The sequence below is a fragment of the Blastococcus sp. SYSU DS0669 genome (assembly GCF_054050895.1).
Map to the genome: position 1 here is coordinate 1 of NZ_JBJHAE010000040.1, position 14,220 is coordinate 14,220.

16 protein-coding genes and 1 tRNA gene are annotated in these 14,220 nt (G+C 77.0%); 6 read left to right on the forward strand and 11 right to left on the reverse strand.

Annotated features, from left to right (window positions below; all coding sequences use genetic code 11):
* Positions 1–166 precede the first annotated feature (166 nt).
* From ACI792_RS20565 to hemW, 7 genes are all read right to left on the reverse strand, one after another.
* Positions 167–772: a response regulator gene (locus ACI792_RS20565; RefSeq protein WP_456581649.1), complete on the reverse strand. Its 606-nt coding sequence runs from the start codon at positions 770–772 to the stop codon at positions 167–169.
* A complete protein-coding gene (locus ACI792_RS20570; RefSeq protein WP_456604226.1) occupies positions 769–1,881 on the reverse strand; it encodes a sensor histidine kinase in 1,113 nt (370 codons plus the stop codon). The genes ACI792_RS20565 and ACI792_RS20570 overlap by 4 nt, the downstream gene beginning before the upstream one ends.
* A gap of 20 nt (positions 1,882–1,901) precedes the next feature.
* Positions 1,902–2,648 carry an ABC transporter permease gene (locus ACI792_RS20575; protein WP_456604227.1) on the reverse strand — a complete coding sequence of 249 codons (747 nt, stop codon included), beginning with the start codon at positions 2,646–2,648 and terminating at the stop codon, positions 1,902–1,904.
* Positions 2,645–3,553 carry an ATP-binding cassette domain-containing protein gene (locus ACI792_RS20580; RefSeq protein WP_456604228.1) on the reverse strand — a complete coding sequence of 303 codons (909 nt, stop codon included), beginning with the start codon at positions 3,551–3,553 and terminating at the stop codon, positions 2,645–2,647. The genes ACI792_RS20575 and ACI792_RS20580 overlap by 4 nt, the downstream gene beginning before the upstream one ends.
* Positions 3,554–3,645: 92 nt before the next feature.
* Positions 3,646–3,960 (reverse strand): TraR/DksA family transcriptional regulator, encoded by a 315-nt coding sequence (locus ACI792_RS20585; protein WP_456581653.1) that lies wholly within the window; start codon positions 3,958–3,960, stop codon positions 3,646–3,648.
* Between the two features lie 80 nt (positions 3,961–4,040).
* Entirely contained in the window at positions 4,041–4,196 is a 156-nt protein-coding gene (locus ACI792_RS20590) for a hypothetical protein (protein ID WP_456581654.1), read from the reverse strand.
* 151 nt (positions 4,197–4,347) lie between these two features.
* On the reverse strand, positions 4,348–5,586 hold the full coding sequence (gene hemW, locus ACI792_RS20595) for a radical SAM family heme chaperone HemW (protein WP_456604229.1): 1,239 nt from the start codon (positions 5,584–5,586) through the stop codon (positions 4,348–4,350).
* A gap of 49 nt (positions 5,587–5,635) precedes the next feature.
* Here hemW and ACI792_RS20600 point away from each other — a divergent pair, with 49 nt between their 5' ends.
* Complete coding sequence (locus ACI792_RS20600) at positions 5,636–6,424, forward strand: enoyl-CoA hydratase-related protein (RefSeq protein WP_456604230.1); 789 nt, start codon at positions 5,636–5,638, stop codon at positions 6,422–6,424.
* A gap of 46 nt (positions 6,425–6,470) precedes the next feature.
* On the opposite strand, the gene ACI792_RS20605 is transcribed toward ACI792_RS20600, so the two are convergent.
* Positions 6,471–7,178 (reverse strand): maleylpyruvate isomerase family mycothiol-dependent enzyme, encoded by a 708-nt coding sequence (locus ACI792_RS20605; protein WP_456604231.1) that lies wholly within the window; start codon positions 7,176–7,178, stop codon positions 6,471–6,473.
* Between the two features lie 25 nt (positions 7,179–7,203).
* On the opposite strand from ACI792_RS20605, the gene ACI792_RS20610 reads away from it, so the two are divergent.
* Positions 7,204–7,659, forward strand: coding sequence for a MarR family winged helix-turn-helix transcriptional regulator (locus ACI792_RS20610; protein ID WP_456581658.1), 456 nt, complete (start codon positions 7,204–7,206; stop codon positions 7,657–7,659).
* A 24-nt stretch (positions 7,660–7,683) separates the two neighbouring features.
* Here the strand turns inward: ACI792_RS20610 and selB are convergent, their stop codons facing one another.
* The 3 genes from selB to ACI792_RS20625 form a co-directional block, all read right to left on the reverse strand.
* Complete coding sequence (selB, locus tag ACI792_RS20615; protein WP_456604232.1) at positions 7,684–9,429, reverse strand: selenocysteine-specific translation elongation factor; 1,746 nt, start codon at positions 9,427–9,429, stop codon at positions 7,684–7,686.
* Complete coding sequence (gene selA / locus ACI792_RS20620) at positions 9,420–10,736, reverse strand: L-seryl-tRNA(Sec) selenium transferase (protein ID WP_456604233.1); 1,317 nt, start codon at positions 10,734–10,736, stop codon at positions 9,420–9,422. Before selA ends, selB begins: the two co-directional genes overlap by 10 nt.
* 30 nt (positions 10,737–10,766) lie before the next feature.
* Positions 10,767–10,862, reverse strand: a tRNA-OTHER gene (locus ACI792_RS20625).
* Between the two features lie 53 nt (positions 10,863–10,915).
* Here ACI792_RS20625 and ACI792_RS20630 point away from each other — a divergent pair.
* The 4 genes from ACI792_RS20630 (at position 10,916) to ACI792_RS20645 (ending at position 14,034) form a co-directional block, all read left to right on the forward strand.
* Positions 10,916–11,263 (forward strand): hypothetical protein, encoded by a 348-nt coding sequence (locus ACI792_RS20630; RefSeq protein ID WP_456604234.1) that lies wholly within the window; start codon positions 10,916–10,918, stop codon positions 11,261–11,263.
* A 10-nt stretch (positions 11,264–11,273) separates the two neighbouring features.
* Positions 11,274–12,281 (forward strand): selenide, water dikinase SelD, encoded by a 1,008-nt coding sequence (gene selD / locus ACI792_RS20635; RefSeq protein ID WP_456604235.1) that lies wholly within the window; start codon positions 11,274–11,276, stop codon positions 12,279–12,281.
* Positions 12,282–12,534: 253 nt separating this feature from the next.
* Positions 12,535–13,011 carry a hypothetical protein gene (locus ACI792_RS20640; protein ID WP_456604236.1) on the forward strand — a complete coding sequence of 159 codons (477 nt, stop codon included), beginning with the start codon at positions 12,535–12,537 and terminating at the stop codon, positions 13,009–13,011.
* A 57-nt stretch (positions 13,012–13,068) separates the two neighbouring features.
* Complete coding sequence (locus tag ACI792_RS20645) at positions 13,069–14,034, forward strand: zinc-binding dehydrogenase (RefSeq protein WP_456581663.1); 966 nt, start codon at positions 13,069–13,071, stop codon at positions 14,032–14,034.
* Positions 14,035–14,220 lie beyond the last annotated feature (186 nt).

Consider the following 14,220-nt stretch of genomic DNA (forward strand, 5'->3'; position numbering starts at 1 on the left):
CCCCCCCCCCCCCCCCCCCCCCCCCCCCCCCCCCCCCCCCCCCGCCCCCCCCCCCCCCCCCCCCCCCCCCCCCCCCCCCCCCCCCCCCCCCCCCCGGCCGCCCCCGGCTCGACCCGGGACGACGTACGGGCGCTCGGCCGTCAGTCGTCGGGGCGAGGCAGTTCTCCTACAGCCAGCCCTTCTCCTCCGCGACCCGGGCTGCCTCGACCCGGGTGCGGGCGCCGGTCTTGCCGATCGCCGAGGACAGGTAGTTGCGCACCGTCCCCTCGGAGAGGAACAGCCGGCCGGCGATGTCGGCGACGGTCGCGCCGTCGGCGGCGGCGCGCAGCACGTCGGCCTCCCGCGTGGACAGCGGCGTCGCCCCGATGGCGAGGGCGGCGGCGGCCAGATCGCGGTCGATGACCCGCTCGCCGGCCATCACCGCCCGGATCCCCTGGGCCAGCTCGCTGACGGGCGCGTCCTTCACCAGGAACCCGGCGGCGCCGACCTCCATCGCGCGGCGCAGGAACCCCGGCCGCCCGAACGTCGTGAGGATGACCGCGCGGCACGCCGGCAACGCCGTGGCCAGCTCCCGTGCGGCGGCCAGCCCGTCGGCGCCGGGCATCTCGATGTCGAGCAGGGCGACGTCGGGACGGTGCTCGACGGCGGCCGCGGCGACGGCGTCGCCCCGGCCCACCTCGGCCACCACCTCGATGTCCTCCTCCAGCTCGAGCAACGCCCGCAGCGCCCCGCGGACCATCGTCTGGTCCTCGGCGATGAGCACCCGGATCACGACGCCGCCACCGGGGAGGCCGCGACCGGGCTGCTCAGCGGGACCGACGCGCTGAGCCGGAAGCCCGACCCCTCCCCCGGTCCGTGCTCCAGCCGGCCGCCGACCGCGGCGACGCGCTCGGCGAGGCCGCACAGCCCGGCCCCGGCCGGGGCGTCGCCGCCGCGGCCGTCGTCGGCGACGGTCAGCTCGACGTCCTCGTCCCGGGTCCGGAGGGTCACCGTGACCGACCGCGCGCCGCTGTGCCGGAGCACGTTGGTGGTGGCCTCGCGCACCACCCAGCCGAGCACCGCGTCGACCGGTCCGGGCAGCGGCGGCCCCGGCGCCGGCGCCCGCAGCGCGATGCCGGCCGCCGACAGCGCCGACCGCGCCTCGGCGAGCGCCTGCGCGAGGCTCACCTGGCGGTAGCCGCTCACCGCGTCGCGCACCTCGGCGAGGGCCCGGCGGGCGGCCGCCTCGACGTCGGCCATCTCCTGCCGGGCGCGCACCGGGTCCCGCTCGGCCAGCCGGCCGGCCAGCTCGCTCTTGAGCGCGATCAGCGACAGGCTGTGCCCGAGCAGGTCGTGCAGGTCGCGGGCGAAGCGCAGCCGCTCCTCGGTGACGGCGTTGCGGGCCAGCTCCTCCCGCGCCTCGACGAGCTCGGCGTTGACCGACATCAGCTGCCGCATGCCCCGCAGCGCGAACGCGGTGAGCAGGCAGATCACCGGCAGGACGAAGACGTCGCCGAGGACGCCGTGCGCGGCCAGCACGGCGGCGCAGACCGCGGCCGCGCCCACGACCGCCGGCCAGACCCACCGCTCGGGCAGCGCCACCGAGACCGCGGCCGAGACGTAGATCATCAGCCCGGCCCACGCCGGGCCCAGCCAGACGGCGAGCCCGACCCCGAGGACGGCGACCACCGCGATCTGCACGCGGGGCCAGTCGTTGCTGCTCCCGAAGACCCGCCCGAAGATGCCGAGGTAGACGACGGTGAAGGCGACGAGGGCCGCACCCGCCACCACCTGCGCGAGCAGCGGGCGGGGCGTGGTGACCAGGTCGGCGATCGGGAAGACCTGGAACAGCAGCCAGGGCACGGCCCAGCCCAGGCGCTGCCAGCGGTTCCGGGGGTCCACGGGCCGCACGGTAACCGGGCTCAGCCCGCGACCGCGTGCAGCGGCCGCTTGCGGGCGACGGTGACCGCGATGAGCCCGAAGGCGGCCGTGAAGCCGGCCATGGCCAGCACCGCGCCCGCCGCCGGCCACGCCCCCGCGACCACGCCGCGCCCCAGCTCCGCGTACCAGTACGACGGCAGCGTGTAGGCCAGGCCCCGCATCGCCTCGGGCAGCATCGCCACCGGCCACCACAGCCCGCCGAGCGCCGCGAGCACCACGCCCAGGATGCCGATCGCTCCGCCCGCGGCCTTCTCGTCCAGCGAGAGCCCGACCAGCAGCCCCAGGGCGACGAACGCCGCCGACCCGGCCCACAGGACCGCCAGCAGCGCCAGCCAGGTGCCGGCCGGCAACTGCACCCCGTTGACGAAGCGGCCGACCAGCGCGACGACCAGCAGGCTCGGCAGGGCCAGCAGCACACCGACGACGACGTCGACGGCGAAGACCTGCGTCTGCGGCACGGGAGTGACCCGGAGCTGGCGCAGCCAGCCCGAGGCGCGGTCGAAGGAGATGCGGATGGTCGCGCCCAGGGAGGCGCCGATGGCCCCGTACGCCATCATCGAGACCATGATCGACGCCGAGACCTCCTGACGCTCGGCCACGCCCGGCATCTGCCCGCCGATGATCTCCGTGAGGAAGATCGTGAAGAGCGCCGGCAGCAGCACGGTGAAGAAGACGAACTGCTTGTTGCGCGCCACGCGGCGCAGCTGGAAGGCGAACAGCGGGCTCACCGGGTGGCTCCGATCGGGCTGGACGGGCGGGCGGGGAGGAGGGAGAGGACGGCGTCCTCGAGGGAGGCGCCGCGGACCTCGAGGTCGGGCAGGCCGCCGTCGGCGAGCAGGGCGCGCAGGGTGGCGTCGGCGTCGGTGGTGGCCAGCCGGACGGTGCTGCCCTGCCACGTCACCGCGGTGATCCCCGGAACCGCGTCGAACCGGCGGCCGGGCGCGGCGGTGAAGGAGACGGTGCGCCCGCCGACGCCGGTCTTGATCTCGGCGGCGGTCCCGTCGGCGATCACCCGTCCCCCGGCCACCACGACCACCCGGTCGGCGACCGCGTCGGCCTCGTCCAGGTGGTGGGTGGCGAAGACGACGGTGTGGCCGCGCCCGGCCAGGCCGCGCATCGTCGTCCAGAAGGCGCGGCGGGCCTCGACGTCCATGGCCGAGGTCGGCTCGTCCAGGAGGAGCAGCGGTGGGGCGCCGGCGAGGGCGAGGGCCAGCAGCACGCGCTGGCGTTGACCGCCGGAGAGCGCCTCCACGGGCCGGTCCAGCAGGCCGTCGATGCCGGCGGTGACCACCAGGTCCTCCAGCGGCCAGGCGGTCGGGAAGCTCCGTCGCACCAGGTGGAGCACCTCGCCGACCCGCGCCTCGCTGGGCAGGCCGCCGTGCTGCAGCATCGCGCCGACGCTGCCGGCGCGGACCGCGGCGCGCGGGTCTCGGCCGAGCACGCGCAGCTCCCCCGCGGCCGGGGTGATCAGCCCGAGGACGGCGTTCACCGTCGTCGACTTGCCGGCGCCGTTCGGGCCGAGCAGGGCGACGGTCTGGCCGCGCGGGATGGTGAGGTCGAGGTCCTCCACGGCGACCGCGTCGCCGTAGCGGACGGTCAGCCCGCGGATCTCGAGAGCGGGTGCGGAAGGCATGCGGCGAGCGTGCCCCGGCAGCCGGGGGCGCGGGTAGTGCCGGACGTCGCCGGCCGCACCTGACATCCGTCAGGTGCGGCCGGCGACGGCGCTCAGGCCGGCGGGGTGCAGGCGACGCAGGTGCGGGCGAACGGGCGGAGCTCCAGCCGCTCCTCCGGGATGGCGGTGCCGCAGCCGGTGCAGCGGCCGTAGCTGCCGTCGTCGATGCGGGCGAGGGCGGCGTCGATCTCCGCGATGGTGCGCTGCAGGTCGGCGCTGCGGCGCTGGGCGACGGGGTCGGGCACGGAGGTGGCGCACTCGGCGAGCGCCTCCTCGCGCTGCCGCACGGCGTCGGCGCGCTGCTCCTCCAGCAGGCGGCGGAAGCGGTCGGCCGAGGCGGCGGTCGAGCTGTCGAGGCTGGCGGACATGCGGATCTCCTTCGGGCGAACGCGGGATGACGCGGTCACCGGTCGGTGGCGCGTCGGACGGGCGTGGGACCCCGGCGGGGTCAGGAGCGACGCGGCGGGGCCCGGTCCTGGCTGCGGCGGAGCACGTCGAGGCCGCGGAGGCCGCGGGCGCGGCGGTTCATGGCGAGCGCGAGGCGTGCGCCGCCGGACAGGGCGAACGGCGGGGTGGCGGACGGGCGCGCTGCTGGTGCGATCACCGACGACCCCCTCCGTGCACCCCGGCCTCGTTGCCGGAACGGGCACCATAACCGCTGCCGCGCCCGGCAACCCCGCTCTTTCGAGTGAAGCTGGCCCGGCGCCGTCCCGAGGCTCGTCCCGAGCTTGCGAGGGACGAGGAGGACGGGGTCCTCAATCGGTGAGGTCGCGGACCACCGCGTCGGCGAGCAGGCGACCCCGGTCGGTGAGGACGGCGCGGCCCGCGGCGTGGGCGCCGGGCTCCAGCAGCCCGCCCGCGACGGCCGCGGCGGCACGGGCCCGACCGGTGGCGGTGAGCGCGGTCAGCGGCAGACCGTCGCGCAGCCGCAGGCCCAGCATCACCGCCTCCAGCGCCCGGTCGGCGTCGTCGAGCACCTCGGCGTCCTGCGCCGGGCTCTCCCCGCGGGCCAGGCGCTCGGCGTAGGCGGCGGGGTGCTTGACGTTCCACCAGCGCACGCCGCCGACGTGGCTGTGCGCGCCCGGGCCGACACCCCACCAGTTGGCGTTGGCCCAGTACAGCTCGTTGTGCCGGCAGCGGGCCGCCGCGGAGGTCGCCCAGTTCGACACCTCGTACCACTCGAAGCCGGCCCCGCGCAGGGTCGCGTCGGCCTGTTCGTAGCGGTCGGCGAGCACGTCGTCGTCGGGCATGGGCAGCTCCCCGCGCCGGACCCGGCGGGCGAGCTTCGTCCCCTCCTCGACGATGAGGGCGTAGGCGCTGACGTGGTCGACCGGCGAGGCGAGCACGGCCTCGAGGGAGGCCGCCCAGTCCGCGTCGGTCTCCCCCGGCGTGCCGTAGATGAGGTCGAGGTTGACGTGCTCGAACCCCGCGGCCCGTGCCTCGTGCGCCGCCTCGACGGCGCGGCCGGGCGTGTGCCGCCGGTCGAGCGCGGCGAGCACGTGCGGCGCGGCCGACTGCATGCCCAGGCTGACCCGGGTGAAGCCGCCCTCCCGCAGCCGGGTCAGCGACGCGGGCGACACCGTCTCCGGGTTGGCCTCGGTGGTGACCTCGACGTCGTCGGTGACGGGGAACAGCTCGCGGACCGCGGCCAGCACCGCCACCAGGTCGTCGGCGGGCAACAGGGTGGGGGTGCCGCCGCCGACGAACACGGTCGAGACCGAGGGCAGGTCGGGGCCGAGGCTGTCGACGGCGCGGCGCAGCTCGGCGATCGCGGTGCCGGCGTACTCGCTCCGGTTCGCGCCGGGGCCCAGTTCCTCGGAGGTGTAGGTGTTGAAGTCGCAGTAACCGCAGCGGGTGGCGCAGAACGGCACGTGCACGTAGAGGCCGAACGGGGTGGAGGTCAGCCCCTCGAGGGCGCTGCCGGGGAGCCGGTCGGGGCCGGGTGCGCCCGGCGGCGGGGCGGCGTCGTTCAGCAACGGCAGGACGGTGTTCATCTGCTCCCAGTGTGCCGCGCCGGCCCGCGGGGGCGGCAGGATGCCGGACGTGACCTCCGACCGAGTGCTCCAGGTGTCCCTCTCGCGCGGCGTCGCCACCCTGACGCTGGACTCCCCGGCCAACCGCAACGCGCTGTCGCGAGCCATGCGCGCACAGCTGCGCGAGGCGCTGACCGACGCCCTGGCCGACGACGCGGTGCGGGTGGTCGTGCTCGACCACTCCGGCCGGGTGTTCTGCTCGGGGATGGACCTCTCCGAGGCGGCCGGCGGCTCGTCGGAGGACCAGGGGGTGCGCGAGTTCCCGGAGTTGCTGCAGCTGCTGTGGTCCTCGCCGAAGCCGGTCGTGGCGGTGGTGCGCGGACCGGCGCGCGCCGGCGGGGTCGGCCTGCTGGCCGCCTGCGACGTCGTCGTCGCGGCGTTGTCGGCCACCTTCGCGTTCTCCGAGGTGCGCCTGGGCCTGGTGCCGGCGGTCATCTCGGCCGTCGTCCTCCCCCGGATGACCACCCACGTCGCCCACCGGCTGATGCTCAGCGGCGAGGTCTTCGACGCCGCGACGGCCGCCGCCGGCGGGCTGGTCGACCTGGTCGCGGGCGACGGCGAGGTGGACGCCGTGCTCTCGGGGCAGCTCACCGCCCTGGCGGCGGGCGCACCCGCCGCCCTGGCCGAGACCAAGCGGCTGCTGCGGTCGCGCCAGCCGGAGCTCTCCTTCGAGCCCCTGCTCGACCTCTCGGCGCGGTTCTTCGCCGGCGAGGAGGGCCAGGAGGGGATCGCCGCGTTCCGCGAGAAGCGTCCCGCCCGCTGGGTGCCCGCCGCGGACGACCCGACCCCGGGTCCCTAGCCCTCTGCCCACCCCGGGTGGGCAGAGCGGCACGGCCCGCGGGGTCCTACCGGAGCCCGACGAGCCCCGGACCGGCCAGCCGGTCCCGGACCGCGGCCGTGCGTCCGGTCAGCAGGAGCAGCAGCGCCTCGATCGGCCCCTCGACCACCTGCCCCTGTCCCACCGCCCAGTCCGCGTCGGTCGCCACCAGCCGCCGGCCGGACAGCCGTCGTCGGGCGTGGAAGGTGGTGGACGTCGGCCACGGCAGGTCCCAGACCCGGGTCGCCGCGGTCACGGCGGCGTCGACGGGCACGGGCCGGTGGTACCCCAGCGGCAGGGCGATGTCCTGCCCGTGCACGAGGACGTCGAGCAGTGGCTCGACGTGGCTGATCCCGGGGGCCTTCCGCCGCGAGCCGGCCATGCCCCGGATCCGGGCGACCAGCTGCTCCCGCGGCAGCGCGGCCTCGCGGACGGCGGTGTCGTGGATCATCCGCTGCAGGTTCCCGCCGGCGCGGACGAGGTCGACGGTCGCCCGGACCGGCCCTGTCTGGGCGAGTGCGAGGTGGGCGGCGACGTCGCGCACCCGCCAGCCCGCGCAGAGCGACGGGTGCTCCCACTCCGCGTCGGCCAGGCCCCCCAGCAGGTCGGCGAGGTCGAGTCGCTGGCGGTCGGTCGCCGCCCAGACGGCGTCGACGTCCATGGTCCGGATCGGTTGCGGTCGCATGGCGCGCTCCCACGTCCTAGTAAGATCCTCGAACCAAGATAGTTCGATCATCTGACTTCCGTCAAGGAGGGTGCCGATGGCCGCCGGACCGGTTCCGCCCGAGGACGAGCTCGCGCTCGGGGTGCTGCTCTTCATCCCCTACCGCGCGCTGGAGAACCGGGTCCTCGAGGCGCTGGCACGGGCCGGGTTCGACGACTTCACCCTCGCGCAGGCGCGGGTCATGCAGCGGATCGGACCCTCCGGCACCCGGCTCACCCAGCTGGCGGAGGCGGCGCAGGTGACCAAGCAGACGGCCGGGCACCTGGTCGACCAGCTGGAGCGGACCGGCTACGTCCGCCGGACGCCCGACCCTTCCGACGCCCGCGCCCGGCTGGTCCGCCTCGCCGAGCGCGGCACGGAGGCGCAGGCGGTCGCCGGATCCGTCGTCGCGGAGGCGGAGTCCGAGTGGCGCGCGCACCTGGGAGAACGCCGGTGGCGGCAGCTGCGCGAGGCGCTCACGGCGCTGCGCGAGGTGACCGACCCCTACCGCTGAGCCGGCGGCGCGGCCACGGGGTCGCTACCGGAGGCGGCGGGTGTTGTCGGGCAGCCGCACGGTGACCTGCCGGGTGTCCAGCCACTCCATGAGCGGGACGGCGACCCGGCGGCTGGTGCCCCAGGCCTGCCGGGCCTGGCTGAGGCTGAACGGCTGCGGCACCGCAGCGAGCCGCTCCCGGGCCACCGCCTCGACGCCGGGCGCCAGGTAGACCCCCTCCCCGACGCGTACGAGCTGCCCGCTCCGCACGGCGGCGGCGAGCTCGCGGCTGCCCAGCCCGGCGGCCACCAGGTCGGGGGCCTCGGGGGCGGCGAAGGGATCGGCGGCCAGCCGGGCCCGGACGGCGTCGACCGCCCGCTGCACCTCGGGGGGCAGCTCCGCCGCGCTGTCGACGACCCGCCCTTCGCGCAGCACCAGCGGCTCGCGCACCAGCGCGGGGACCAGCTCGGCGTCGGGCAGCTCCAGCGCCCGGCGCACCACCTCCGACGGCGGCCCGGGCTCGAGCGGCCGCAGGCGCCGGTAGCGCGCGACGACCTCGGGCAGCCGCGCGGCGAGCTCGTCGGCGAGCCCGGCGGCCAGCAGCCAGGGTCCGTACCGCGTGGCGCCGGCCGGCACCGGCCAGCCCATCGCGGCGAAGTCGGCGGCGCGGACGATCCGGCGGCGGGCCAGGTCGGCGGAGGCGCCGTCCGCCCCGTCGGGCTGGGCGACGAGCTCGGCGGCCCGCTGGCGCGCGGCGCCCCGGCGGCGGAGCTCCGGCGGGTCGACGTCCCGCACCTCCGCGCCCAGCACCCGCCGGGCGCCGGGGTCGCGCAGGAGCAGCCGGTCGCCGACCCGCAGCGGCAGGGGCGAGGCCAGGCGCAGCCGCACGGCGGCGCCGTCCAGCGGGCGGAGCCGCGCGCCGACCGTCGCCGAGCCGACGTGCACCACCGGCTCGGCCGGCAGCCGCTCGTCGGGGGCGGTGTCCAGGGTCGCGTCGACGACGTCGGTGAGCCGGAAGGCCCCGGGCGTGAGCAGCGCGTCGCCGCGCGAGAGGTCCTCGACGGCGACCCCGCGGAGGTTGAGCGCCACCCGGGCGGTGGCCGCGGCGCGCTCGACCGGCTCGCCCAGGGACTGCACCCCGCGGACGGCCACCTCGCGATCACCCAGGAGGAGCCGGTCGCCGGACGCGACGGTGCCGGCGGCGAGCGTGCCGGTGACCACGGTGCCGGCGCCCTTGATGGTGAAGGCGCGGTCGATCCAGAGACGGACCGGCGCGCCGGGGTCCGGGGCGGGGAGGCCGGCGAGCAGTGCCTCCAGCGCCGTCGTCAGCTCCGGGAGCCCCCGACCGGTGACCGAGCTGACCGCCACGCCGGGCACCTCGCCCATCGACGTCCCGGCGAGCCGTTCGCGCACGTCGGCGAGGACGGGCGCCGGATCGGCGAGGTCGGCCTTGGTGACGGCGAGCAGGGCGTGCCGCACCCCGAGCGCGTCGAGGACGGCGACGTGCTCGGCGGTCTGCGCCGACCAGCCGTCGTCGGCGGCCACGACGACGAGCGCGGCCGGCACCGAGCCGACGCCGGCGAGCATGTTGCCGACGAACCGCTCGTGGCCGGGGACGTCGACGACCGCGAGCCGGCGGCCCGAGGGCAGCGTGGTCCAGGCGAAGCCCAGGTCGATGGTCAGCCCGCGGCGGCGCTCCTCGGCCCAGCGGTCGGGCTCCATGCCGGTGAGCGCCCGGACCAGCGCCGACTTGCCGTGGTCGACGTGGCCGGCCGTCGCGATCACGTCCACCGGCGGGCCACCTCCAGCACGGCGCCGGTGAGGGCGTCGTCGGCCGACGGCGGGACGCTGCGCAGGTTGAGCAGGGTGCGACCGTCCTCGACGTAGCCGACGACCGGGGTCGCCCCCAGCCGCAGCGGCTCGGCGAAGCGCTCGGCCAGCGCCACGGCGGCGCCGGGCAGCGGGTGCTCGGGCGCCCCTCCCCCGCCGACCCGCGAGTCGGCATCCACGGCGACAGCCTCCACGCCGCCGGCCTCCAGGCGGGCCGCCAGCGCGCGCGCCCGCTCCCGGAGCCCGTCGACGTCGGCGGCGAGCATCTGCCGCACCGGCGGCAGCGGGCCGCGCAGCGTCGCCTCGAGGGCGGCCAGCGTCGTCTTGTCCACGCGGAGCGCCCGGTAGAGGGGGTGGCGGCGGAGGCGCTGCACGAGCTCCGCGCGGCCGAGCACCAGCCCGGCCTGGGGGCCGCCGAGCAGCTTGTCACCGCTGGCGAGCGCGAGGTCGGCACCGGCGGCGAGCGTCGTCTGCAGGTCGGGCTCGTCGGGCAGCGCCGGATGGGGCAGCAGGAGGCCTGAGCCGACGTCCGCGACGAGCGGCACCCCGGTGCCCTGCAGCGCCGCCCCCAGCTCCCCGACCTGCACCGACCGGGCGAAGCCGCGCACGACGAAGTTCGACGGGTGCACCTTGAGCACCGCGCCGGTGTCCGGGCCGAGCGCCCCGCGGTAGTCGGCCAGGGCGACGCGGTTGGTGGTGCCCACCTCGCGCAGGCGGGCCCCCGTGCTCTCCAGCAGGTCGGGGATGCGGAACCCGTCGCCGATCTCGACCAGCTCGCCGCGGGCCAGCACCAGCTCCCGGCCCTGGCCGAGCGCCGTGGCGACCAGCGCCAGCGCGGCGGCGCAGTTGTTGACCACCAGCGCCGCCTCGGCGGCCGGGACCGCCTCCAGCAGCGCGGCGAGGGCCGCCTCCCCCCGCGGGCCGCGGCGGCCGGTGCGCAGGTCGAGCTCGACGTCGGTGGTGCCGCTCGCGGCGACGACCGCGTCGACCGCCGCCTCCGACAGGGGCGCGCGGCCGAGGTTGGTGTGCACGACCACGCCGGTGGCGTTGAGCACCGGGCGCAGGCTGCCGGCCGTGGGCGGGAGTTCGGCCAGGACGGCGTCGACGGCGGCACCGGGCGCGACCTCGCCGGCCCGGATCCGCTGCTGGACGCGCTGCACGGCGCTCTTCACCAGGACCCGCCCCAGCCGCTCGCCGGCGCCGGCGAGGCGCGGGTCGGCGAGCAGCATGTCGGTGCGGGGCACCTGGCGGCGCGGGTCGGTCGTCATCGCCCCGCAGCGTAGGTGCGGGGCGGGAGCTGGCGGAGGCGGACGGGAATCGAACCCGCCTGGCCGAGATGCTCGGCCACGTCGGCTTTAGAGGCCGCGGGGGCCACCAGACACCCTGACGCCTCCGCCGGGCAGCCTACGTGGTGGAACTGTCGGAGGTCCGTGCCAGCATCCGCGGCGTGAACCGCACCGAGCCCCGCACGCCCGCCACGCTGCCGCCGGTCACCCTCACGCCCGAGGAGGCCGCCGCCGTCGCCGCCGCGCTCGCCGCCCGGCCCGAGGGCCCCTACGCCGAAGCCGGGCAGACGGCGCTGGAGAAGGTGCTCACGGCGCTGGAGCCCGATCCCGCGCAGCGCGCACGGCTGCTGGCGAGCAGCCGCTGGCTGGCGGCCGACGTCGCGCGGGGCGCCGAGGTGCGGCGGCGCGTGGAGCGCGGGCTCGCCCACCCGGCCGGGCACAGGCTGCCGCGCACCCCGCCGCCGGCCGCGCCACCCCGGCTCCGGGTGCTCCCCGGCGGCCGGGCCTAGATTCGGGCGCGTGACCACCGCACCCGCGCGCATCCGGCTCACCCAGTACGCCCACGGCGGGGGGTGTGCCTGCAAGATCCCGCCCGGCGAGCTCGAGGCGGTCGTCGCCGGGCTGACCGCGCAGGGGCCGGTCGACCCGGCGGCCGAGCTGATCGTGGGCCTCGATGACGGCGACGACGCGGCGGTGGTCCGCATCGCCGGCGGGCAGGGGCTGGTGCTCACCACCGACTTCTTCACCCCCGTCGTCGACGACGCGTACACCTTCGGCCGGATCGCCGCGGCGAACGCGCTCTCCGACGTCTACGCCATGGGTGGCACCCCGGTCGTCGCCGTCAACCTGCTCGGGTGGCCGCGTGACGTGCTCCCCGCGGAGCTCGCCGCCGAGGTGCTGCGCGGCGGCCTCGAGGTGGCGCAGGAGGCCGGCTGCCACGTCGGCGGCGGGCACTCCATCGACGATCCCGAGCCCAAGTACGGCATGTCGGTCACCGGCGTGGTCGACGTCGACCGGCTCATCACGAACGCCGGTGCGGTCGCCGGCACGCCGCTCACCCTCACCAAGCCGCTGGGGGTGGGGGTGCTCAACAGCCGCATGAAGGCCACCGGCGAGGTGTCGGAGGAGGCGGTCGCCTCGATGACGGCCCTCAACCGCGAGGCCGGGCGGGCCGCCGTCGCGGCCGGCATCCGCGCGGGCACCGACGTGACCGGCTTCGGGCTGCTCGGCCACCTCTACAAGATGGCGCGGGCCAGCGGGGTCACCGCCGTCGTCGACGCCGCGGCTGTCCCGTACCTCACCGGCGCCCGGGAGGCGCTGGCCGCCGGCTTCGTCTCCGGGGGCACGCGCCGCAACCTCGACTGGGTGCGCCCGCACGCCGACCTCTCCGCGGTCTCCGAGGACGAGGCGCTCCTGCTGGCCGACGCGCAGACCTCGGGCGGGCTGCTGCTGGGCGGGGAGATCGTCGGTTCCCCGGTGATCGGCGAGTTCGTGCCCCGGGGGGAGCACGTCGTCGTCATCCGCTGAAGGGCCCGCGGCGGCGTGTCCCCGGCGGCACGCCGAGCAGGGACACGGCACCGCGCGAGATCTGCTCGCCCGGCCCCCGGTGTCGTGCCACGGTCCCGCCAGGTCGGGCGCGAGTGCGCCCGGCGGGCGGACCGGCGGGAAGGACGACGTGGTGGTGCGGACGGCGGCACGGGCAGCGCTCGCGGCGGGACTGGCGGCCGCAGCGGTGTGGGGCGGAGGAGGAGCGGCCGGCGCCGCCGGTCCGGGTGGCGGGGTGGGCGACCCCACCTGGCGGGCCAACGCTGTCTTCGTGGACCCGGCCCGCGGCCTCCTGGTCGACCTGACCGTCGGGGAGGGCTCGGCCGCCGGGACCACGGTCACCGCGGACCTCTTCCTCGAGGAGTGGGAATGCACCGTGGACGGGCAGCCGGCGGCCGCCGACGTCGTCCGCCTGGAGTCGGCCCGCGTCGCGGGGACGGTCGGCTACACCTGCTCGGAGGCGACGGGCGGTGGTCAGGGGCTGGTGCCCGCCACGCTGCAGGGCACGCTGACCGTCGACGTGACCTGGACCGGTGTGGGTGTCCCGGATGCGCAGCCGCTGTTCGACGGCGCCGTCGGCCGCTATGTCGTCCGGGAGGCCGAGGTCGCTGCGGCGGTGTCGGTGTCCGGTGGCCTGTCGGCCGACCTGGAGGCCAACTCCGGTCACCTGGCCCGCGAATCGACTGTGATCCCTCCCGGCCGTCTCCGCTGACCGCGGAGGACCCGGCCCGGAGGACACCGGCAGACGTGCTCGGCTAGGTTCGCGGTCATGCTCGCTGCCTTCGTCTCCACGCCCGCCCCGAAGGACCCGCTCTCCGTGCTGGAGATCGGGGAGCGCCCCGAGCCCGAGGTGCCCGAGGGCTGGACGACGATCCAGGTCAAGGCGGTGTCGTTGAACCACCACGACCTGTTCAGCCTGCAGGGCATCGGCCTGCCCGCCGAGCGGATGCCGATGATCCTCGGCACCGACGCCGCCGGCATCGACGAGGAGGGCAACGAGGTCGTCGTCCACGGCGTCATCTCCACCCCCGACTGGATGGGCGACGAGACGCTGGACCCGAAGCGGTCGCTGCTGTCGGAGGTGCACCAGGGGTCGATGGCCGAGCGGGTCGCCGTCCCCCGGCGCAACCTCCTCCCGAAGCCGGCCGAGCTCTCCTTCGCCGAGGCCGCCTGCCTGCCCACCGCGTGGCTGACCGCCTACCGGATGCTGTTCGTGAAGTCCGGGCTCCGGCCGGGGCAGACGGTGCTCGTGCAGGGCGCCAGCGGCGGCGTGGCGACGGCGCTCATCGTGCTCGGCCGCGCCGCCGGCTACCGCATGTGGGTGACGGGCCGCAGCGAGGAGAAGCGGGCCGCAGCCCTGGCGCTGGGCGCCGAGCAGGCGTTCGAGAGCGGCGCCCGGCTGCCCGAGCGGGTCGACGGCGTCATGGAGACCGTCGGCGAGGCCACCTGGAGCCACAGCATCAAGTCGCTGAAGCCCGGCGGCGTCCTGGTCACCTCGGGCGCGACCACGGGCTTCAACCCCGGCGCCGAGCTCAACCGGGTCTTCTTCACCCAGCTCTCGGTCATCGGCTCCACGATGGGGACGAAGTCCGAGCTCGAGGCGCTGATCCAGATGTGCGCCGTCACCGGCATCCGCCCGCAGATCGACGTGGAGCTGCCGCTGGCGGAGGCCCGGGAGGGCTTCGCGCGGATGCTGGAGGGCCGCACCAACGGGAAGATCGTCTTCACCCTCTGAAGCCCCCGCTCGCAGCCCGCGGCGGGCGGACGACCGCTTCCTGGTCGACCGCGAGGTGACGGTCACGCACGACGAGGTCCACCCCCAGCGGCGGGGGGGGGGGGGGGGGGGGGGGGGGGGGGGGGGGGGGGGGGGGGGGGGGGGGGGGGGGGGGGGGGGGGGGGGGGGGGGGGGGGGGGGGGGGGG

Coding starts and splice junctions, on each gene's coding strand:
- ACI792_RS20580 (WP_456604228.1), bottom strand. CDS start 3,553: ATGCCTTCCGCACCCGCTCTCGAGATCCGCGGGCTGACCGTCCGCTAC.
- ACI792_RS20610 (WP_456581658.1), top strand. CDS start 7,204: ATGGCCGCCGGACCGGTTCCGCCCGAGGACGAGCTCGCGCTCGGGGTG.
- ACI792_RS20645 (WP_456581663.1), top strand. CDS start 13,069: ATGCTCGCTGCCTTCGTCTCCACGCCCGCCCCGAAGGACCCGCTCTCC.
- ACI792_RS20605 (WP_456604231.1), bottom strand. CDS start 7,178: ATGATCGAACTATCTTGGTTCGAGGATCTTACTAGGACGTGGGAGCGC.
- hemW (WP_456604229.1), bottom strand. CDS start 5,586: ATGAACACCGTCCTGCCGTTGCTGAACGACGCCGCCCCGCCGCCGGGC.
- selA (WP_456604233.1), bottom strand. CDS start 10,736: ATGACGACCGACCCGCGCCGCCAGGTGCCCCGCACCGACATGCTGCTC.
- ACI792_RS20585 (WP_456581653.1), bottom strand. CDS start 3,960: ATGTCCGCCAGCCTCGACAGCTCGACCGCCGCCTCGGCCGACCGCTTC.